Origin of the sequence: Flavobacterium sp. (assembly GCF_044357305.1) — a bacterium.
In the GTDB taxonomy this organism is placed as follows: Bacteria; Bacteroidota; Bacteroidia; order Flavobacteriales; family Flavobacteriaceae; genus Flavobacterium.
In genome coordinates, this window is the sequence record NZ_JBIKPS010000005.1 from 1 (window position 1) to 22,265 (window position 22,265).

The window sequence follows — 22,265 nt, forward strand, 5'->3', positions numbered from 1 at the left end:
ATTTCTTGAACAACTTGCAATTTAAAAGACATAGTATAGTCTTTTTGTGTACGCTTTACATAGCGACTTTCTTCATGTTTTTCCATAAGGATACTTTTTGTGTATCGCTATTTCAGGACAAGACATTGTATGTAGAAAATTAATCCCCTTTACGCACGTTAGATTTTTTTTTATTTACAGGTTCTTTTTTTAAATATTTTATTGTTCCGGAACGCATTATGAAGGGAACAAATACGTAGCCAGTAATATTTCCCGACTTAACTTGATAATATTTGTCATTTACTTTTTTTATTATAAGAATTTTATATCCGACGATATTTTCTAAAGAATTTCCATTTACCATATCGGGTATATTATAAATAGGAATTGTGTCACTAGTATCTATATATCCCGCGTATGTAGGCAATGAAGAAAAATCAAATTCGCCTGCTGATTTACTGGTATTACTACCACTATTACTTATATTTTTGTCATTATAGTTATAACTTTTAGCTGAACCATTCATTATAGTTAATCGATTACCATCTAATTGAATTTTACCTAATTTTTCAATAACAGATTGCCCTAGAAGTAGTGGAGCAGAAGTTTGATGAGCAATTGAAGCACTAATATTGTACAATTTTAAACCACCGAATTCAATTTCTTTTATATTCAATTTTGTTCCCTTTTCAACATCACCATTTGCTATACTAAAGTAAACACTTTCACCTAGATCTTCTTTTTTTAAATATCCATTTTTGAGCATAAACATTGCCTCAGTTAATGATATTGATACATCAGAAGCTCCAGTATCGAAAATAAATTTTAATGGTAACCCATTTACTTTACAAGGGACTTTATAAACTCCATTTTCTTTCTCCATAAGAATTGTAGTTTGTGAATATCCAAAGAATGATGTTATAAAAAATATTATCAACAGAATGCTTTTTTTCATTTTATTTATTTGTTTATTGTGCCACTTAAATTTCCTATGTTTCAAATAATAAATCATATAATTTTTATATGATAAAAAAAATTGACATAAACTCCAGTTTTAAAGATATTAAAATTGTCATAAGTCAATTATTAATGCGGTAAAAATAGAAATTTATTATAGATAATATAAGTTTAAATAAACTTTTTCATCGTCCTAGTTATGAATTTTATATATTATTTACAATAGCGATATAAAATAACTCTCCGCATATCGTTTATAAGATTTAGATTTTCATGGAAACGTTTTTCGCTTTGTTCCAAAAGCTTTAATGCTTGAACGCTTTTAACGTGTTCTTCGTGGTCTTTTATCTCTTGATTAACTTTCATTGAAAATTCCTTTCTAATGTCTTGTAAGCTCAAAAATGGGATTACTGAACCTTTAAGGAATTGATGCCAAAATTTTGTTTTCCAAAGTGCATAAGCAGTTAAATTGATGGTATCAAAATCAGATTCGTTTTCAAATAGGATAACGAAACTGTTTGTAAATGGCTCTTTTTGTGGTTTTCCGCTGTTCATCCCTTTGTTAAGTAGGAATAAATGAGGTTTAGAATAAATAGCGTCTTTTCGGTGGGTTTTAATAGAAAATTTCAGCATAACATTTGGCTTTAAAAATTGATACTATTTTTCAATTTTTCGCAGATTTTCTGTTGAATTACTGGAGTGCCTCGCGATGCTCGACTCATAAAACATTTCAAAAGAAAAAAAAGAAAAAAAGAAAGCCATTTGTTCAAGTGGAAGGTTTCAATAAAGCAAGTTTTTCAGATAAAATACTACCCGATAGGGTGGAGATTTTATCTGAAACCCGAAGGGCTTGAACTTGCTTTATTGTAAACCTGGAACTTATCTTTGCTTCCTTTTTTTTTATTTTTTTGTTTTGTTTCCGAAATTGTAAACGTGATAAAAGCATTAGAACGGAATCGGAGTGGGATTGTGTTTTTGGGTGTTGAATTGAAAGATAAACGTCTTGGGAAAGGGTGTGAATTTTTGTGGAGGGATGAAAAAACCAACTACTAAATAACACTGTTTTTCAACCCGTAACGAAATTTCACACTCTTTCCTACTGCTTGTTTTTTTGAGGATGCCTAAAGTTAATTATGAATTGCGAATTATGAATTACTAAAATAGTTGTTCTGAAAAGGAATGGCATCTTCAAAAAACAATGCAAACACTTGCCGAGTGCGACGGGGCAGAAGCGCGGGCAAGGGTATCTTTTTTTTATTTGCTTATTGGGGATTTCTGATTGCTTTTAGGTTTAGCGGATGCCCTGAGTGTTGTTCTGAAATTTAGGGTTCCATTTTACGATAGATTGGTATTGGAAATTTAAGGGCATCCGCTAAGGTGAAAGCAATTACTACTGTAGTTGTAGCAAATAAAAAAAGATACTCTTGCTGGGAATTTTGGTTTTGTGGGTGCCTGATACGTGTTTAGAATCGAAAGTTGAATGTATTGAAATATGGCAATTGGAAAGGTTAAGGCACGCGCAGAAGCAATGAAACTATAAATCCGATTTATGGATAAAGTTGCTAAAAACAGTTAACGGAAAAGTTCTTGAAATAACTGGTAACCGTAAAGTTTCCTATGAAATACTGAACGTTGTTGAAGGCAGTGGCGAAGGGTGGTTTTTTGAGTAGCCGGCTGGTGCGATGGAAGCTGCTCAAAAAGTTGCCCTGGAGCCACTGCCAAGCGCGTTGGCCGAGGGGCTTTTTTACATAATGTTATTATGGCTTCGCAGAACCATAATGCCACATTATGTAAAGAAGCTTGGGGAAAAAAATTACTGGCGCAAGTTGCGAAGCGTACGTGTTTTTTATAAAAACTGTGCCAGTAATTTTTTTAGGAGCGTTGGCAAAGGAGTGGCATTTGAAAATTAATTTTACACCTAGAATTATTTATAGAATAAAATATTTTTTTTTGTTAAGAGCAATATAATTCGCTAAAGATATTATTTAAGAAAAATAAATTTTTACTTTTACTAAAAATAGATTTAACTAAACTAATTAATATAAATTTATAATTATGCCAATATATAAAATATTATTTGTTAATAACAGCGAAAAATGGTCTAGTTGGGAATTTGAAAATTTTACTAATAATGATGAAATCATTGCATTTAGAAGAATTAACGAAGTTGATGGTGATAAAATAAATATTTTAGAACCAGCTGAAAGTTTAACTGAAATTTTAGCTCTAAAAATGCAAAATGATTATAATAATGTTTCCTTTTATTTTGATGAATTATGTGAAAAATTTGACCTTAATTTCATAAAAAATCAATTTCCTAATGAAATGTTTAATCGAGAATTAATAGATAAGGTTGAAGCTATTTATGATGAAATGCAAGGCGAATTAATGGCTGAATATTATGAAAGTGATGATTTTAAAAAAACAATTTATTATCCAGAAAATAGTGCTGAAATCAGTGCAGGAGAAGAAGAAATGAGAAGATGGGATGATGAGACTGATGGTTCATGGAGAAGCGCTAATGATTTCGGATAATCTACTAAAAATTATTCAGCCAATTTTTTTAATATATTATAAGGAGAAGAGTTTATTTTACTTTTTAAAATTTTTAAATAATCTTTTTTCTAAAAAAATAATCTCCACTATTTTTTAAGAAATTAGCGAAATGAAACAAACAAAGATGTGAGTTTAGGAAAACTTGGACTAAACGAGGATTTTGTGCAGATGAATGAGATAATGATTAGATAATACCTCTTTTTTCTAAGTGGTATTTTAAAGATGAAGTATTTTCGTAGTTATCATCAAAAGGTATTTGATTTTCTTGTTCTTCCAGAGATAGTGTATTGTATTTATTCAATTTGAGCATTCATTTGTTATATATATAATCGAATTTATTAATCAATTTAATACATCTATATTGTCGTTTTTATATTAAACCAATGTCCTTCCTTTATTTTCCCATTTTATATATCCGTAAAGCCTCATTATATTAAAACAGTCCATTAGTATTTCCAAATCATTTACTGCATTATGGGCTTTTACAGGTATATTATCTTTAAAAAGCAATTCATAAGCATCTGTTAATTTTAGGTATTTACCTCCAAATACCGAATTAATTTTTTTCATTAAGCAAAAAATTTGTGAACCATCTCGTAATGTATTTCTAATATATGAAAAGTTATTTTTTAATCTTATGAATTCACTATCTAATATAGAAATATCAAAATCAGCATTATAACATATTATAGGGTTTGACATTTCAACTTCACTAAAAGATAATAAAGCTTCATGTATTGGTATACCAAATTCTATTAAAAATGAATTAGTAATACCCGTTAATTGCTCGATTTCTATAGGCACTGAAAATCCATTCGGTTTTATATAATTATTAATAATAATTTTTCTGTCCCGCCAATCCAAAGAGGCTGCTATTTGAATTATTCTAGGATATTTATCATAGTCTGTTTGATCTTGTATAAGGCCTGTTGTTTCAATATCAATAAAAATAGGTGTATGGTGATAACCATTTGAATCAAAATAACCAATAAATTCGCTATTATCTATATTATTTGCATAATCTAAACTGAAGTTTGATACTTTGTGAGCTGAGATAGATTTACTACCTCCTGAAAGTTCAGTTAACTTAAAGTTAATATTATTAATAACTAAATTTTCATTATTATAACCGCAGTATTTGACTAAAAAGCAAAACAAAGTATTAGCATTTAGTCCTTGCGGTTCATTGGAAGGTATTGCATCTTCGCGAAGAAAAACAAATTCATAGGGAATACCGTTTATAACGGTAGGAGGAAGTACTGCATGGTGTGCCCATCTCATTTCAATTCTTTTAAATTTATTTTTAGAAGAATCATTCGGTAATAAAGCTAAAACACCCTCTTGTAATTCTTTATCAGTTACAAAAGGCAATGGTGCTGAAATAATATGAATATGAAAGCCATTTGGTGTTTTAACTGCCCATTCATAATCTTCAGGTAATCTTAATTCTTTTAAAAATTCATGTAAAACCGAAATGTCATTGCAATTATCTATATCAATACATCTATTTGTATAGCCTAAAACAGTCCCAATACCATTTGAAACACCCCAGGGCAGATTTTGGATTTCAGTTAATTCAGGCGTTCTTATTTGCCACCTGCGCCATGAATGACAAGGGGATTTTTCAGGATTAGTTTCATTAATATTGTATTTAGTTTTTATATATGAAATACATGTTGGTTTTAATCCTAGTTTAAAATATTCTTCGGCATGATCTTTATACATTATCGTAATTTTTAATTTAAACTAATCAAAGTCCAACAATTTCATTTGCTGATTTTGGAATACCATTACTGTTTAAATAGAAAATTTGAATTTCCATGCCCATTCTTGCTATAGCTTTAAGATTGCCAAGCCAAGGTTCGAAAATTTCAGTATCCACTTTATCAGTAAGCAAGATTATTTTTTTGTTTTTAGGGTAACAAGTTCCTACTACTTGTTGTACTAATTTTTTAAGTACGTCATCTAAAGAAATCATTTGGTCTTTCTTGAATTTTAAACCAAAAGCAGGTTTATGAAAACTTACGAACATGGCTACTTCATAGCACCCTCCCTTGTTTTCGCTTGGAAAAAAATTCATGTCGATACCACCACTAAAATTATCAAATAATTCGTCAAAGGTTATTGATTCCATTTGAGGTCTGTTATTTCTATCAATCATTTCACTTCTAAAATCAGAATTACTCCCTCTTATTAGCATATTAATAAAATCATTTACAATGTTTTCCATATTTACTTAAATTATATCAATTATTATTTTTCTTTATTTTTTTACATTAAATGATAAAACCTTTATTTTTTAAAAAAGTCTTTTCTAGATTATTTAAAACAAAATTTCTACTCTTCATTACCATTTATAGTTTCCATGATTTCTCTAAAACTATTTAAACCAGCTTCAATATTTTCAATAATCTCATTAGCTAATATGTCAGGGTCAGGTAAGTTGTCTAGGTTTGTTAAACTCTTGTCTTTTATCCAAAAGATATCTAGGCTAGTTTTGTCTTTAGTTATAATTTCATCATACTTGTATTTTCTCCATCTACCTTCTTCATTATCTTCAGACCATGTTTCGGTTCTTTTATTTCGGTTTTCTGGATTGTAAAGTTTGATAAACTCTTCCAAATGTTGCATTGTCATGGTTCGTTTCTTTGGCGTATGGTGAATATTGGTTCTGTAATCATAAAACCAAATATCTTTTGTCCATGCTTCTTTACTTGCTGGCTTATTGTCAAAAAACAACACATTTGCTTTTACTCCTGGTGCGTAAAAAATACCGGTAGGTAATCTCAAAATAGTATGTAGTTCTGTTGTTTTTAATAGTTGTTTACGTACTTCTTCACCTGCACCACCTTCAAATAGAACATTATCCGGTAAAACAACTGCTGCTTCACCATTAATTTTCAACATCGTTTTGATGTGTTGCAAAAAGTTCAACTGCTTATTCGAAGTTGTTTCCCAAAAGTCTTGACGGTTGTAACTCATGTCTTGCTTTTCCGCATCTCCTTCTTCATTGGTAATAGTCATGCTACTTTTCTTTCCAAATGGAGGATTTGCCAAAACATAATCTACTCTTAATCCATCATCTGAAATTAAAGCATCGGTTGATTTTATTGGAGTATTGCCATCTATCTCACCAATATTATGTAAGTACATGTTCATTAAACACATTCTTCTCGTATTGGCTACAATTTCATTTCCATAAAAAGTATCGTTTTTAAGAAATGCTTTTTCATCACGGTCTAGTTTGTTGTTTGATACTATCCAATCATAAGCCGCGAGAAAGAAACCTCCAGTGCCACATGCTGGATCTGCAATAGATTTCATAGGTTTTGGTTGAATACAGGCAACAATAGCTTTGATTAATGCTCTTGGAGTAAAATACTGACCTGCGCCTGAACTACCGCTACTGTCAATGGCATTCTTTTCTAATAAGCCTTCGTAAATTTTACCTTTGATATCAGTTCCCATTAAGTTCCAGTTTTCTTTATTGATTAAATCAATAACCTTTAAGAGCTTTGATGGATCTTGAATTTTATTTTGGCTTTTAGTAAAAATTTGACCTAACATTCCTTTTTCAGTAGAAAGACTTCTAAGTAATTGACTATAGAACGATTCTAATTCTGCACCTCTTTTGCTAGAAAGTGTTTCCCAGTCGCAAGTTTCAGCATCAGGAATTTCATTTCCTTCTACATCTTTTAGTTTTGGAAAATCTAATCCTTTACCATAAGGAGGTTTGTTGAGTTCATCTGCCATTTTAAGAAACAGCAAATAGGTAATTTGTTCTAGATAATCTCCATAACCAACCCCATCATCACGTAATACACTAGCAAGGTTCCAAATTTTTGATATTATACTTGAGTCTGTCATTTTATTTATTATATTTCTAATTTTAATTTAAATTCTTCTGCTAATCTATAAACACCTGATTTTGCTTCTCCACCGAAAACAACAAATTGATGTGCTTTTAATAATGCTATATCTTTTTGCATAGTTGCTCTAGCTACATCAAAAGCAAGCATAAAGTCTTTTAAGTTTTTACCATCTTCTACTATTAACAGTAGCACTTCGTTTATTAGTCTGTTAATTACAGCATCACTTGCAGCATCATTTACAGCATCATTTACAGCATCACGAACTTTCTTTTTTATTTATGTTATCCGGTAACTTCCGGTAATCATTTAAAAGAATGTCTTTTTTTGTCCGGCAATGTCTGGTAATTAATTTTAATTGAAATTACCGTAAAATGCCGTTTTCCAAATGCTTTCCGGTAACGTCCGGTAAAAAAATAGACCTCTACCTATATCACAATAGACCTTATCCGGTAATTTCCGGTAACTTCTTTTCGGTTCTTTCATACTTTGTAACTGCTCCCTGACCTGTTTTAGATAAAATACCCATTTCAATCAGTTTTGAAAGATCGTTACGAGCTGTTTTTTCTGCAATAGTACCTTTAAAATAATCTTCATAATCCTGTCTAGTGAAAATTGATTCCTCATATTGATTTATGAACTCCTTCATTCTGTCATTTAATTGAATTTCTGCAGCTTTACTAAACAAAGTCAACGTAGTATAACCACTTTGAAGAGTCCACTCTGGTTTACGGTATCCATATTCTACAAATCTATCGCTAATAAGCGTTAAACCTCTGCCTAGCTTTTCCATTTTACCACGTAAATAAAACATATGTGCAATTGTTGGATTTCTTAAAACAGCATGATGTGGTTTTATTTTTGATTTGCCTGTAATAATGCCATCAGGAATTTCTCCTGAATTTATAATCTCAATTTTATCCTTATAAATATTAATTGTTATTTCTCCTGAAATATCACCATAATCTCTATGAATCATTGCATTTACAATAGCTTCATCTAAGGCGTCGTTTGGAAATTTTAATTGGCTTTTACGATCCCAATCTTTTTCAGTAAACAAACCAATTAATGGATTGTATCTTGAGAAATAGTCTTGTACCCTATTAAAAGCTTGAAAAAGATTATTTTCTATTATTTCAGTATCCTCAATTCTACTTCCCGTTTTTCCTTCGGGTAAAACAGAAATTCTAATTCTACATTGAGACAAAAACTTAGCAGGTTCTTTTCCAAATAAAACAACAGCGCCATTTTTAATATTACCATAATCTGATAATTTAAAATAATTTAGAAATTCTTCCACTGAATTAGGTAAAACCTGACCCTTGGTCATTTTTTTAGCTTCTACAATGGTGTTGTTTATTTCATTATTATCTAAATCATTCATTGAACAATCAATCGCAGTTGTTTTTTCCCAAGTAGAATTGTATTCATTAGAAGAACGTAATAATAAACTTATTTCATCTTGATTTGCAATAATTGTAGCGTCTCCTCTAAAAACATAGTATTTATTATTCAATGTATAGGGCTGTCTAGAACCCTTTAAAACATTTATTAAAAGCACATCATTGGTTCCATCCGAATCTTTAGCAATATAAACTAACGGTTGTGGAGCAATTTGTGAATTTACTTCTTGCTTAAGATTTTCAACTAAACCATCATTTAAATCTAGATAGATTGATTCTGTGCTGTTATGCCCCACTAATATCCAACCACCATCTGTGTTGAGAAAACCACAAATATTTTGAAGAATTGTTTCTGAATCAAAATTTGTAAGAAAGATTAAGTTTAACTCACTCTTCTTTTTTAATAATTCTTGTATAAAAGTTTGTTTTTCCATTTTATTCCAAATTTGAATTATCAATTAATTTTTGAATTCTTGCTGGATATTTGAATTGACTTTCAAGATGCATTTTTAAAGCATCAAAATCATAATATTCTTGAACCCAATTTCCTGTTCTTCTAGAAGCTGGTTTTACACTGTCTTGCACTGCTTCGTTATACATACAAACACATCTTGTGTCCATAACCTTACAATTATCAAAAGAAATAGTGTCAAAGTTAATTTGTTTGGCAGTACTATCTTCAATAATATAACTGTCTTTAAATAAGCTTCTAGTAAAAGTTACTCTATAATCGGCTAACACAAAACGAGGAATATTTCTGTTCCTAGCTGTTATGAATTCCATATGTGTAATAGACATTCCGCCTCTTTCTAGAACACCTGAACCATAATCTGGTCTGATAAAACCGAGGAAAACATCACAGTCTTCAACGCCATCTGTACAAACTTGGGCATTAGACTTACTGCTATCTAATGGTATTGTTCCTTTGTGTGACATTAATACATCATATCCATAACCATCTAATAAGTTATAAATACGATCTAAATCACTTTGAAAATTATATACTGTGGAAGCCACAAATACTTTAATATGGTTACGTTCTGCTGCCATAATTTAAATTTAATTTACTTTTTATTTTTCTTCTCTGCTTTAATTTTTGCCAATAAATCTGCAGCTGGTTCATAATCTTTTTCTTGCTTGCATCTTGCTATTTCTGCAGCAGAAAGTAATTTGCCCTCAAAAGCTTTTTTGAGAATACTTTGTCTTAACGCTTTTGCTTTTTCTAAACTCTCATTAATGCTTTGTTCAACTTTTTCACAAATTGAAAGTCGAGATTCTATTTCTTTTACAACTTGTCCTTGCTCATTTTTTGAACAGTAAGGAATTAACAAATTTTCAAGTGTTGTCAAATTAATATTTTTTTGCGCTGTAGCTGGAGCGTATGCACTAATTCTTCTTTTCGCAGATTGAAAAAAGTAATCAATATATTTTATATCAATAATACTTTCATAAGGAGTATAGCCCACTATACTATCAGGAAAACAGGCATCAATTCCTAAAAAACCAGTTTCAGCTATATTAGCCGCAATAGTAATACAAAGAGTGCCCGCAGGCCAAAGTTTACTTTGCTTTAAACCAAATTCACTATAAGTTTGAGTGTATGAGCTAATAATTTCTTGGGCTTTTACCTCAGATGTTTGAAAGAAAGGATAGGGACCTCCAAAAAGTCTTTTATCATTCCTTGGACGATGCTTTGATTTTCCTCTACCAAGATCCCCAGCATAAGCTAAATAGTGATATTTCCATACCTTAGGAATAGGTATTAGTTTTTTTATATCATCTTCTTTTAAAGAATTTACTAATTTCAAACTTTTTGGTTTAATAGGTTTTAGACCTTTCTCACCGTTTTGCTCCCATACTTTAACTACTTTTTTCCAATCTTCAATTTGTTGTTTGTAGTGTTTTTCACGTTCAACTTTGATTTGCTCTATTAACTCATCAGCAGAAGGTAAATTAATTTTTTTCTCTCTCCACTCTTTGGTTAATTCACCCTCAAACGCTTTTTTCAAAACGGCTTGTCTATAAATTACCAATTGGTCTTTTGCTTTTTTGAGGTCATCAATACCTTTCTCTAAATCGCTAAAGAGTTCTTCTATTTTAGAAATAATTGCTTTTTGTTCCACTAAAGAAGGCAATAAAAACTTCTTTTTTGCATATACTGAAATCCAATATCTTTTATGAGTGTCATTCCTTATTTGATTGACTTGCATACAATAAAAAGCAAATCTCATATTTACCAATTTACTTGTAGGCACCAAGATTTTCATTGCTGATGACTTTACTTTGAATTTAAAATCAACATACTGTGATGCTGTGGTAAAATCATCAAAAATGATAGTCGGTAAATTTGCGAATATACCTTCTGTTTCATTGGTATATCCTTTTATAAATGATTTTCCTGCTGTTAGTACAGGCATTTCATAAGCATCGTTATAGTTAGTGCTATTTACTATATATTTTGTAGGTTGTTCGTAATCTAATATATCTTCGAAGCAACATTCTGTCCAATCTTCTCTCATTATGCTGCTAATACTTCATTAAGTTCGTTAATAATATCCTTCATTTGGTCTCCAAATAATTGGTGCATTTTTCCTCTACCTCCTTGGCTGTCAAATGGTGTGTAATCTAAATCGTCTAGTTCTATATGGTAACTGCTCACTACGTGGTCTTTAATCATTCGTAGCCAATCCATTTGCTCATTGGTAAAACGGTTGTGTTTACCGGCATTTTGTTTAAATATCCAGTTTTTAAAGTTTTCGTCAATGGTTTTGTCAAAACCTTTCAGTTCTTTATCTATACCACAAGCTCTGCGGATTAATGAAACTAAGGCAGTTAGTTCGTCTTTAGGTTGGTCGCTTTTTACATTTTCTAAAGCTGCATAAGCACTCCAAACATAATCTGGAGCCAGTACTGGTTTTTCTAAAGCCAATTTACTAAACACATCCTGGATCATTTTAAAAGTAATTTCTCTTCGATTATAGGGTTGATTATAGAAAATACTCAATGCTTTAATTTCGTCTTTGTGTTGCTCTAAATATTCGCTAAAATCTTTTACAATTTCTGTTGCTTTATCTATTGAGGTAGTATCCCATTCTGATTTGGTAATGGTGTCAATATTTACACTGTCGATAATTTGCTCGTGTTCACGACGGACATTGTCTAAATAGTTATTTAGTTCACCATTAAAAGTTTTAGTAGCAGCTGCGATTAATTGTTCTTGGGCTGTTTTTTTAGCTTCTTCAACTAGCGCAGGTGTTAGGTCTTGCCTTGGGATTTTGTCTATTTCAACTTTTGCCAAGCTGTCGATTTCATCTTGGTCGTAAGCTAAAATTAACTCTTTGGTAATTTGTTTTAAGTTTTTACCTCCAGAGTATTCTAATAATTTTTCTTTTTCCTTTTCTGTGATTTGTTTTTCCAATCGGATTAAACGGTTTGCCAATGATAAAAACAAATCTTCGTCTGCTATACCCATTGTTACAGCTCCTAACAAATCTTTCATAGGCACTGTAGGTTGTCTTTCTAAAGGACGGCTGTCGGTCTTTTTAGATTTGGTAGCGCCAATGGCATCTACTATCACAAAGTGCGTTTTGCTTTTGGCTGTACGAGAAACTTTCTGAAGGGAATCATTAGATATAGTTCTAGTACCTCTTCCTTTCATTTGCTCAAAGTAATTGACACTTTTCACATCACGCATAAAAAGTAACACTTCTAAAGGTTTAACATCTGTACCAGTAGCAATCATATCAACAGTTACAGCAATACGAGGATAATAGGAATTTCGAAAACGGTTCAAGACCGATTTAGAATCTTCCTCTGCTTTGTAAGTCACTTTTTTACAGAAGTCGTTTCCTTCATCAAATTCCTCTCGAATGATTTTTATAATATCATCGGCATGGCTGTCTGTTTTAGCGAAAACTAACGTTTTAGGCACTTCATAATCACCATTTTTATCTACACGATTTGGAAAAATTTCTGTTTTTAAAGCTTTTTTATATTCTCTAATAATGTTTCTAATTTGACTAGGATTGACCACTTTTTTATCCAAATCATTTCGTTTGTATTCTGTATCTTCGTCTTCTTGTTGCCAACGTTTTGCGCGAGTTAATTTATCTCTTCTATCAATAAACCAACCTGCTTTAATGGTTTCGCCATTTTGCGAAATCTCAGTTTCAATAGTATACACTTCGTAAGGCACGTTTACACCATCTGTTACTGATTCTTCGTAGGTGTATTGGCTTACCACATTTTCGTTAAAAAACCCAAATGTGCGTTTATCTGGCGTAGCTGTTAATCCAATCAAGGAGGCATCAAAATAGTCTAATACTTGTTTCCACAAATTATAAATGGAACGATGGCATTCGTCAATAACAATAAAGTCAAATTGCTCAATTGGAACTTTTGGAGTATAATCAACTGGAAGTGCTGCTTTTTTATTTATTTGCTGTTGCATCCATGAATTTTCTTCTGGATTTTCCATTTCTGCACTTTCGTCTAGTTCTTCTCCTTTTAAAATAGAATACAAACGTTGAATTGTAGATATACACACTTGACTATCAGAAGCGATGTAGCTTGAATTTAAACGTTGAACATTATAGAGTTCCGTGAATTTACGATTATCATCATTTGGCTGAAAAGTCATGAATTCTTGTTCCGCTTGTTCTCCTAAGTTTTTGGTATCTACTACAAATAAGATTCGTTTTGCATCAACATGTTTTAATAATCTGTAAACAAAAGTGGCTGCTGTAAATGTCTTACCTGCACCCGTAGCCATTTGGATTAAGGCTTTAGGGCGGTTTTTCTTAAAAGAATGTTCTAAATTTTCAACTGCTTTGATTTGCGCAGGGCGAAGCCCGGTTGGATCTAAAGCAGGTAATGATAAAAGTCTTTCTCTAAGTGATTTTCCTTTTTTAATCCATTCGGCAATTGTTTCAGGTTTATGAAACCAAAATACATTTCTTCCTCTAGGTTTAGGATCTCTGTAATCTGTAAACCTAGTTATTGTTCCAGTACTTTCATATACAAAAGGCTTTACATTATCCAAAGTATATTTACCGATTTTTATGGCATCAGTAGAGTATCTTGCTGATTGCTCCTCAACTTGCAATAATTTATAACCTAGGTCTTCTGCTTTTGCTTCAATAACACCTACTGCTTTAGAATTAACAAAAAGAATATAATCTGCAGATCCTGATTCGGTATTGGTTTCTCGAAGTGCTATTCCAATCCCAGCAGATAAATTTACTTTGTCTTTAGACTGAACAATCCATCCTGCCAAAACAAGCATTTTGTCAATTTTATCTCGAGCAATTTGTTCTGGGTTTTGGTTTCTATTGTCAGTCATTTAACTTGATTCATTACTAGTTTTAAACTACTTTTTATTTATTAAATTTTTCTTTAAAAAGAATGTATTTTATGATAGTGTGTAAAGATATAAAAAAGCAAACTAACGTAAAAGGGAGAAAATCTGAATTTGTGTGAATTTTCTTTATACTTTTTTATAGATCATTAATTTGTTTAAAATAACCAAACTTTTCATCAATCAATAATTTTCTATCTAAGAAGCTATTAAATAATTCACAGGAAGTTTCTGGTAATAATGAACAACTAAAACACGCTGATAGGTTTAGGTTTCCAACTCCTTGGCCAGTTGTATGATAACAAATTGGATCTGTTGCACAATCTTTTGCCCTAATAATAGCAGATTGAATTAGTTTACCAATTTTATTATCATCACATAATGAAGTTAAACCACCATAACTACCCTCTGAACCTGCTATTGTGTATATTAATACTCCATTCATATTCGGGTTTTCACTAACATAGATACGTTCTTGAATTGAAGTTGATGGATAACCACATAAATATTCTAATTCTTTGATAATTAAATGTGAAAAAGTATGAATCAGTATTAGCTTAGGATTAACCTCAATGTCTTTATTAAATGCTGAATCAAAATTAAGATAGTTGCTCAAAATTGGTTCAACTCTTCGGTTGATTAATTCATTTGAGCTTATCCATTTATCTAAGTTCTTATTATCAAATTCAAAAAATATTCCTTCACCAAAACTTTCAATTGCTGGTAAATATTTTGTTATTAACCCTTTATTAGAGGTGTATTTTTTTCTTATAGCATCAACATTCTCATTTTCAATATCTTCTTCTTTCAATGCTGCATCAATTGAAATAGGTTCTTGTCTCGTATAAGATGTTTGAACTGATGTGAATTTTATTTTATCCATTCTAAAAATAGATTTTATTAATTCATTTTGAAAATAATTAGAATCCACTTTATCAAATATCAATAAGTCTTTTATTTCATCATTACCTTTTTCAGTTATATATTTAAACTCATCAAAACGATATTCATTTTCACTTTTCGTTATTTCAGCATCTCTCTCTATAAAATCGTTATCAATTAACCTTTGAATAGTTTCAACTGAAATAGAAACATCCTTATTTCTTTTTAAATCTTTTGCGATTCGCGAAGGTTCATCACCATCATTATTTGATTCTTTTATATAATCAATTAAAGTTTTATTTAATTGGTCTTTTGCAGGAATGTAAATACTAGACAAAATGTTAGGATAATAGACACTATTACTAGAACGAATAACAGGTTTAAAAAGAATATCTTTTACTTTAACATTTGAAATTAATTCCTGATTTTTAATTCTTAAATTGAATAAACCTGATAATGTTGTGAAATTCAATGTTTCACCCTCTTTATTTTTTGCAATAATATTTATACCACTTAAATCATCTAACTTATCAGATGTGCGATATTCTAATACTAAATCACTTGGCACATCAATATTGGATAGTGAAATTGTTTCTTCAGTAGTATCATTTTCCTTATTTTCATTATTTGAATTGTCTTTTTTTTGTCTTTTTAACATTGACCATTTATCCCAAGGTATATCAGCAATTTCGCCATCGGGTGACGTTAAAATGAACCGTACTTGTTCTAAATCAAAGAATTTTCTTTTGCTATTGCGGTTTTTTGAATAACATTTATAACATTTTGGAGGAAAAAAATTATCTCTATGATTAATTTCAACATTATTTAACCAATTATATTTCCAATTTGAGATTTTATCAAATTTATTACAACTACTACAATAAAACCATTCGGGAAAATAAGATGCTGCAATTGTATTTTCATCACCATTTTGCAATTGAAAACCATTTTTTAAATCATTTACAGGTATTTTAACCAATCGCTCTAGATTTATAAAATATTTACTTAATCTGTTTTTGAAACGGACATCTTCAATATTATTATGGTCGAGGAAATTACCATCAATACTAATAAAGAAAGGCCATTCATCAAATGGTTTTATTATTATTGAACCATCTCTAGTTTCGATAATAGATCCAACACCACCATAAGCACTTATGGTTTTTCTTGTCTGTATTTGTTCGTATTTACCCATTTAGTTTGCTAATTTTATTATACTATTTGTGTCTATTTCTCTCATCGACATCATTAAGCTCCATTCATCTAGGTCAGCAATTTTCTGAATTAATAATTTGTACGTAAGTCCTTCTTCTTTTGTAATCCATTTATTTACGTATTCATCAAGTTTACTTATTGCATAATCACGTTGCTTTTTGTTTTTAATTCTTTCAAATAAAAATGTTTTTAACTCATCAATATTGCCATCAAAGTCTTTTGCTTGAGTGTTTAAATAAAGTCCTTTTTTATGTCTGACATAAGCAACTAAAAGACTTGCCATAACTTTATCAACCGCTATTTCTGTAAATGGAGTAACACTTAATGGTTCTACATATTTATAATAAGCATTATGGAAACTTACATAATTTTCAAAGTATGATTTATCTCTAGAACGGTTCGCATCTAAGAGGTTTATTACTATGCCCATGTCTTCACGACCAACTCTACTTGATGCTTGAATGTATTCTGCTACATTTTTTGATTGTCCATTCATTAGCATTACATTTAGTCTTTTTATATCTATACCAACAGAAAACATATTTGAAGCTAAAACTAAATCAACTGTTTGATTAACATAATCTCTTCCTTCATATCTATTTAAGCTGAATGATTGTTCTAATTGATCTAACAGTTTTTTAATTGAATTACTCTCGATACGACTAGTTAATTCTTTAGTTCTAGATGGTAATCCTTTCCAGTTAAAAGCATATTTATCTCTATTTATATTGTATCTGCTGTGAAGTAACTTTATCAAAGAAAGTATTTCTGCAGGAACTTTATTATAAATTTTACCAACATCTCTTAAACTATTGTAAAATGAAACAATTGTCCAGAAATAGTTCATTTTAATGACGCAATCTTCTTGGGATAAATTTTCATTTTCTATTAAATGTTTATACAATTCTATTCTAGCTATAAAAAGATTACCTAATATTTGAATTTGTGAATTTAGTCCTGTTTTACCTGTAGGCATGAATCCAATGTGCTTTCTTGTACTAGCATTAGATACGAAAGAAAAAAAGTTGTCGTTATAACTTAATCCCATTGGAGGAAATACGTTTAATTGCCTATTACCATATAACATTTCAACTTGATGTGCTGTATTTCTTGTTGTTGCAGTTGATGCAATAATTTTAGGCTTTCTATTTCCCTTTGTCGAAAGTAACTCTACTACAGATTCATAAATTCCAGTTATGGAACCAAGAGGACCACTGAGTAAATGCAGCTCATCCTGAATAATTAAATCGGGAGGTAGTTTGTTTTTATCAAGGGAATTAAATAATTTATGTCCTTCTTCTCTGTGAGAAATCATTGCAAATTTGTCCACTGTAGCAAAAAGTAATGTCGGTGGTGTTTGATAAATTTTATCATCTACAAAATATATAGGTAATTCAGTACTAAATGCACAAGCTTTATTTATACATTTTATTTTGAACGAATTCGCTGTTGCATGGTAGCCTTGTTCTAAGAAATTATTTTTGTTTTTTGATATAATTTTACATCCACACCAAGAACAATTTTCAATTGGAAACTTATTAGCTTTATTTATATCGTGATTTTGTTTTGAATTAGCACGAACTAAATTTTGAGAAATGTTATCATATATTTTCTTTGCGTCAGCAAATGAGTTAGGAGTTGATGAAGCTCCGACCCACATACCAATTGAAATAGGGGCATTGCCAAAATAAAACTCATCTTTATTATTAAATTGGTTCTTTAAAAAATCTAGAGATAGTATTAATTTTGTTGCACGTTCAAACTGCTGGGCAGTTAAAAGTCTTAACGTGTATCGCATTATTACAGCTACACCGTCGGCATTTTCCTCATTTAATATCCTTCTGCTAATTATAGTAAAAGCAGTTAATGCTAAATATGCCTCTGTTTTACCACCACCAGTTGGAAACCATAATAAATCAACTATATTATTTCTATCTTCAGAATCAGGGTTGATTAATGATTCAAGATTTAAAAGAAAAAACGCTAATTGAAATGGTCTATATTTAGGATTAAAAGTTGTATTGTCTTTAAAAAAATCAAGATTATTAAATTCTATATTTATATCTATTTCTGAAAGTTCAATATTTTTTTTACCAAAATGTTTTTCATTTGAAACAAACATTTGAATGAACATTGCAGTATTAGCTAACTTAAATGATTTTAATGCTTCTTCGTTGTTTTTCAGAAATGTGATATTATTGATTAGTCTATCAAATGTTCTTGATTGTTTTTCAATTATACTATTTTTTATATTTAGAAAATTATCTGCTGTTTTAATAGCTATTTGTTTATCAATCCACTTTTGATATTCTTCTACAAATAAATATAGTTGGTTAATAATTTCAGTATCACTCAAATCTGACCAAATAGATATCTTTTTTAATTCTGTAATAGATTTTAAATCTTCTGGAAAATCTTCTTTAAATTCATTACTATAACTCTTGATATCAATTTCTGGTAAGAATGTTGTTTTAAGTTCAGTAGGGAGTTTGTCATTATTCCAATGAACTGCACAGCCGTGGCCAATAGCATAAGAAAATTCTTCTCTGTATTGAAAGTTTATAGTGTTTAATTCTTCATCAAAAGGATTATTTTCAGTGAATTGTTTATATGGTAAAAAAGTTGTTCCATTCACTTTAATATGTGCTTGAAACATAGCTTTTGAATTTAATCGCTCATTACTGAATGAAAATTTCCTTTTTGAATGTTGTAATCTATTAGCAAGTAAAATTTTGATGAACTTACCATGTTTTGTTTGTAATACTTTTTTATAGAAACAAGTAATTGTTTCCTTTGTCTCTTCCTCAATTTCTAATGGAATTGGAATGGCTTCATTTGAATTTTTATCTTCAAGATTAATGGTTATTATCTTTTGTTCACCAGGCAAACGTTTCCATAATCTACCCAACAATAGTTCAACCTTTTTATATCCTATGGAGTCTATTAATTCTTTTTGCTGTTCGTGTTCTTGAAACTTCTTCTTTAGGTTTCTAACATTTATACCGCTTTTTCCAAATGTTTCTTTATTGAAAACTAAAAATCCATTTTCAAAAACTAAATTTTGTTTAATTGGATTAAAAGGATGATTTATGAATTTATCAAATTCTTGTTGACTTATTTCAACTTTTGCTTCAAGTGGTTTTAGTTGTTTGTATTTTGCATAAATAAATTCAACTGTAATTTCTTTTTGATCGTTAGGAACACAAAAAGTTAAGCCAAAATTTGTTGGAAAATATTGATTGGCTTCTGAATATTCACTATCACTATTAATTTTAGCTTTCTTTTCTGAATTATCATCTTCTACTTGAATAGAATCATTATTCTCGACTAAATAATTAGTGATTTCAGTATTATCATCTATTGTTTCCGCGTTTGCATTTGATTCATTATCAAAACCAAAGCTATCTTGAATATTGTCAATAATTCTCTCAGGGAAAACGATTCCAGAAAAATATCTGCTTAAAGGATAATCTGATATAATTTCATTTTCAGCATCACTGATTAAAATATCAGAACCTGGACCAATTAGGTTCTTTTGTATAGTATCTCTAAATATTAATCTCGGCTCTTCTTTATAATTACTCTTCATTAGAAATCTTTTTTTGTTTAATAACTTTTTCTACAATAGTCTCTATTAGCTGTTCAATCATTTCATCATTAAGTTTTTTCAAAGTATCACTTTTTTCTGTTTTATTAGAAGCTATATAATCTAATAAATCGCTTCCCAGCAATCTACCCGCCTGTTGCCTAATTGAGTGATCTTTTTTTGAATAAACCACGAATTTATCATAATCTTTAACAATCAATTCGTTTATTAAACCAATTCTTTCACAGTGATTTTTTATAGCATTCAGCACTTTAATTCTTGGAAATCTTGTGCTTGAACTTTCATCAAAATAGTTTTTAAATGTAACAATATTGATTTTATTAGAAGTATCAAATATTTTTGAGTGAAGTGTTTCGATACTATTGTATTTTAACAATAAATTTTTTAAAGTTGTTCTCCAACTTTCTGAATAACTATCAAATGATATTAATAAGCCTTCTGAATCAAAAATTTTGAGTATTTTTTTAAACACTTCTGGATTGTTGTTTTGATAAAATCTGATTTTAGCACCTACGTATATTTCGCCAATAGTTGTTTTAATTTGCTCATTATTTTCAATTAAAAATATTCCTTTTGTTGATTCAAATTTTTCAATAGTACCATCTGAAAAGACTATTTCATAAAGTATTTTATCTTTTGGCAATTCTAATTCTTCATTTGTTGTATTTGATTTGGCAAGTAAATAAAAATCTAAATCGAAAAGACTATTAAGTGGATTATGCTTTAATGGTTCTTCTTTTAAAGTGAATTTTGTTTTTATAAAAGAGTTTCTATCCTGATGAGTTATTCTTGAATTTTCATCAGCTAACTTTTTTTTAATAAGATTATTAAATCCAATTTCATCAATGCTCTCATAACATAAAATAATTGTTTTACCTTTCAATTCATATAATCTATTTAAAACATCTAAATTGTTTAAATAAGGAATTAAGAATACTTTATCTTCTGAATTAAATCCATCACTTAGACATTTATCCCAATAAATAATCTTGTTATCAATTCTTTTATCACTTACTAAAATTACATTTTTGATATGGTATTTTTGTAATTGATTTTTAATAATATCATAACTTTTCTTCTCAACCAATAAGTAGAATTTTTGCAGTTCTTTACTTTTTTGAACAATTTTTTCCCATTTTGGATTTCTTTCTTGTAAAATTGTAGAAATTGTTTTAAAATGTTTGATTATTTTTTCTTTACATTCACTTATTTGAGACGGGTTATAAATATCATTTTTATAAAAATTGTTTTTTAATTCTTCTTCAAAATTTTCATTTGAAAAATAAAATAATAATCTATCTGCATATTCTTGATAAATTCCTCTTGAAATGTTAGAGTCAACAACTATAATCTTATAAAAAAAGTTCAAATATCTTAGGACAAATGATAGATTGATATTGAATTTTGTCTTATAATCTTCTATTAAACATGAAAAATCTAATAATTCATCACGTAAGCATTCAAAATTTACAACATCCTTATAAATTTTTTTATAAGATTCATTATTTGCTATTCTAATTTCCTGATTTGACCACAGCCATTTTTTGAAAGGATGCTCTAATGAAGGCACTTCAGTACCTATAGCTATAATGTTGTTAACTTTGCCACTCCATTTACATTCTTGTAATATTTCAATAAAACATTCACGATACTTTGTATCCCCAATTACTACAATTTCATCAAAGGTATATTCACTATCAAGAAGATAGTTTTTTGCAGTATTAAAATCGTTACAACATTCGATAAGATAATTAAAAAAAGGAAGTTCATTTTTATTATTGCCTTTTTTATTTGTATAGTTTACTGGCAATGAATCATTTTCTTTAAAAAATTTTGTGTCAGCAATAACTAGCGTTCTTTTTGAAAAGTCTGTTATAAATGGAAAATTTGCACCAAAATTTTCATTTAGAAATTCTTTATAAGCATCTATGTATTTAACTGTGTTTCTGCCATTTGTAAGATTAGGATTTATTTTTGTTTGATTTTTAAAATCAATAATCATGTTTTCGGCCTTCTTTTCAATACCAACTGGAAATTTATAATTTACTCTAAGTTTTTCAGGACCTACACCCTTAATAACTAATATTCTATTTTCATTTTTAATTTTACCATAAACTAAGTCATTAGTTTGTAAAATTGGTCTATGATTATTGTGATAAAAATAATTTTGAAATAATTTAATTAATACAAGTGAATGAAAAATTGATGCAAAGAAATTTGGTCTATATTCATCCTCAGGAATACTTATGAAAAAGTCTTCTGGATCATCATTTAAAATATATTTATAAATCAAGAAAAAATTGATATAATCAAAACTTGAAAAATCTTTTAAAAAAACATTATTTAAGTTAAAATCATTTTCAATATTAGATTTTACTTCTTCTGTAATTTGATCAATAAAAGTCCTTAAATTCATTTATTAACTTTATTAAATTCTTTTA

At 29.4% G+C, this 22,265-nt stretch carries 15 protein-coding genes; 1 reads left to right on the top strand and 14 read right to left on the bottom strand.

What is annotated here, in order from left to right:
* Positions 1 to 139: 139 nt before the first annotated feature.
* The gene (locus ACIQ2J_RS05115; protein ID WP_396167309.1) at positions 140 to 934 is read right to left on the bottom strand and encodes a TIGR02281 family clan AA aspartic protease; all 795 of its coding nucleotides are present in this window, start codon (positions 932 to 934) and stop codon (positions 140 to 142) included.
* A 215-nt stretch (positions 935 to 1,149) separates the two neighbouring features.
* Positions 1,150 to 1,569: a DUF6943 family protein gene (locus ACIQ2J_RS05120; protein WP_396167310.1), complete on the bottom strand. Its 420-nt coding sequence runs from the start codon at positions 1,567 to 1,569 to the stop codon at positions 1,150 to 1,152.
* 1,422 nt (positions 1,570 to 2,991) lie between these two features.
* On the opposite strand from ACIQ2J_RS05120, the gene ACIQ2J_RS05125 reads away from it, so the two are divergent.
* Complete coding sequence (locus tag ACIQ2J_RS05125) at positions 2,992 to 3,471, top strand: hypothetical protein (protein WP_396167311.1); 480 nt, start codon at positions 2,992 to 2,994, stop codon at positions 3,469 to 3,471.
* Between the two features lie 205 nt (positions 3,472 to 3,676).
* Here ACIQ2J_RS05125 and ACIQ2J_RS05130 read toward each other — a convergent pair whose 3' ends face one another.
* The 12 genes from ACIQ2J_RS05130 to ACIQ2J_RS05185 all read right to left on the bottom strand — a co-directional run bounded on the left by ACIQ2J_RS05130 (position 3,677) and on the right by ACIQ2J_RS05185 (position 22,240).
* Positions 3,677 to 3,802, bottom strand: a complete 126-nt coding sequence (locus ACIQ2J_RS05130) for a hypothetical protein (protein WP_396167312.1) — start codon at positions 3,800 to 3,802, stop codon at positions 3,677 to 3,679.
* 65 nt (positions 3,803 to 3,867) lie between these two features.
* Entirely contained in the window at positions 3,868 to 5,217 is a 1,350-nt protein-coding gene (locus ACIQ2J_RS05135; protein WP_396167313.1) for an exonuclease domain-containing protein, read from the bottom strand.
* Positions 5,218 to 5,242: 25 nt separating this feature from the next.
* The gene (locus ACIQ2J_RS05140; RefSeq protein ID WP_396167314.1) at positions 5,243 to 5,722 is read right to left on the bottom strand and encodes a hypothetical protein; all 480 of its coding nucleotides are present in this window, start codon (positions 5,720 to 5,722) and stop codon (positions 5,243 to 5,245) included.
* 107 nt (positions 5,723 to 5,829) lie between these two features.
* The gene (locus tag ACIQ2J_RS05145; protein WP_396167315.1) at positions 5,830 to 7,359 is read right to left on the bottom strand and encodes an N-6 DNA methylase; all 1,530 of its coding nucleotides are present in this window, start codon (positions 7,357 to 7,359) and stop codon (positions 5,830 to 5,832) included.
* Between the two features lie 8 nt (positions 7,360 to 7,367).
* Positions 7,368 to 7,556 (bottom strand): hypothetical protein, encoded by a 189-nt coding sequence (locus tag ACIQ2J_RS05150; RefSeq protein ID WP_396167316.1) that lies wholly within the window; start codon positions 7,554 to 7,556, stop codon positions 7,368 to 7,370.
* A gap of 250 nt (positions 7,557 to 7,806) precedes the next feature.
* Positions 7,807 to 9,198, bottom strand: coding sequence for an ATP-binding protein (locus tag ACIQ2J_RS05155; protein ID WP_396167317.1), 1,392 nt, complete (start codon positions 9,196 to 9,198; stop codon positions 7,807 to 7,809).
* A gap of 1 nt (position 9,199) precedes the next feature.
* Positions 9,200 to 9,814, bottom strand: a complete 615-nt coding sequence (locus ACIQ2J_RS05160; protein WP_396167319.1) for a DUF4062 domain-containing protein — start codon at positions 9,812 to 9,814, stop codon at positions 9,200 to 9,202.
* A gap of 14 nt (positions 9,815 to 9,828) precedes the next feature.
* Positions 9,829 to 11,283 carry a restriction endonuclease subunit S gene (locus ACIQ2J_RS05165; RefSeq protein WP_396167320.1) on the bottom strand — a complete coding sequence of 485 codons (1,455 nt, stop codon included), beginning with the start codon at positions 11,281 to 11,283 and terminating at the stop codon, positions 9,829 to 9,831.
* Entirely contained in the window at positions 11,283 to 14,105 is a 2,823-nt protein-coding gene (locus ACIQ2J_RS05170; RefSeq protein WP_396167322.1) for a DEAD/DEAH box helicase family protein, read from the bottom strand. Before ACIQ2J_RS05170 ends, ACIQ2J_RS05165 begins: the two co-directional genes overlap by 1 nt.
* A gap of 154 nt (positions 14,106 to 14,259) precedes the next feature.
* Complete coding sequence (gene drmB / locus ACIQ2J_RS05175; protein ID WP_396167323.1) at positions 14,260 to 16,197, bottom strand: DrmB family protein; 1,938 nt, start codon at positions 16,195 to 16,197, stop codon at positions 14,260 to 14,262.
* On the bottom strand, positions 16,198 to 19,806 hold the full coding sequence (locus ACIQ2J_RS05180) for a helicase-related protein (protein ID WP_396167324.1): 3,609 nt from the start codon (positions 19,804 to 19,806) through the stop codon (positions 16,198 to 16,200).
* On the bottom strand, positions 19,796 to 22,240 hold the full coding sequence (locus ACIQ2J_RS05185) for a hypothetical protein (RefSeq protein WP_396167325.1): 2,445 nt from the start codon (positions 22,238 to 22,240) through the stop codon (positions 19,796 to 19,798). The genes ACIQ2J_RS05180 and ACIQ2J_RS05185 overlap by 11 nt, the downstream gene beginning before the upstream one ends.
* Positions 22,241 to 22,265 lie beyond the last annotated feature (25 nt).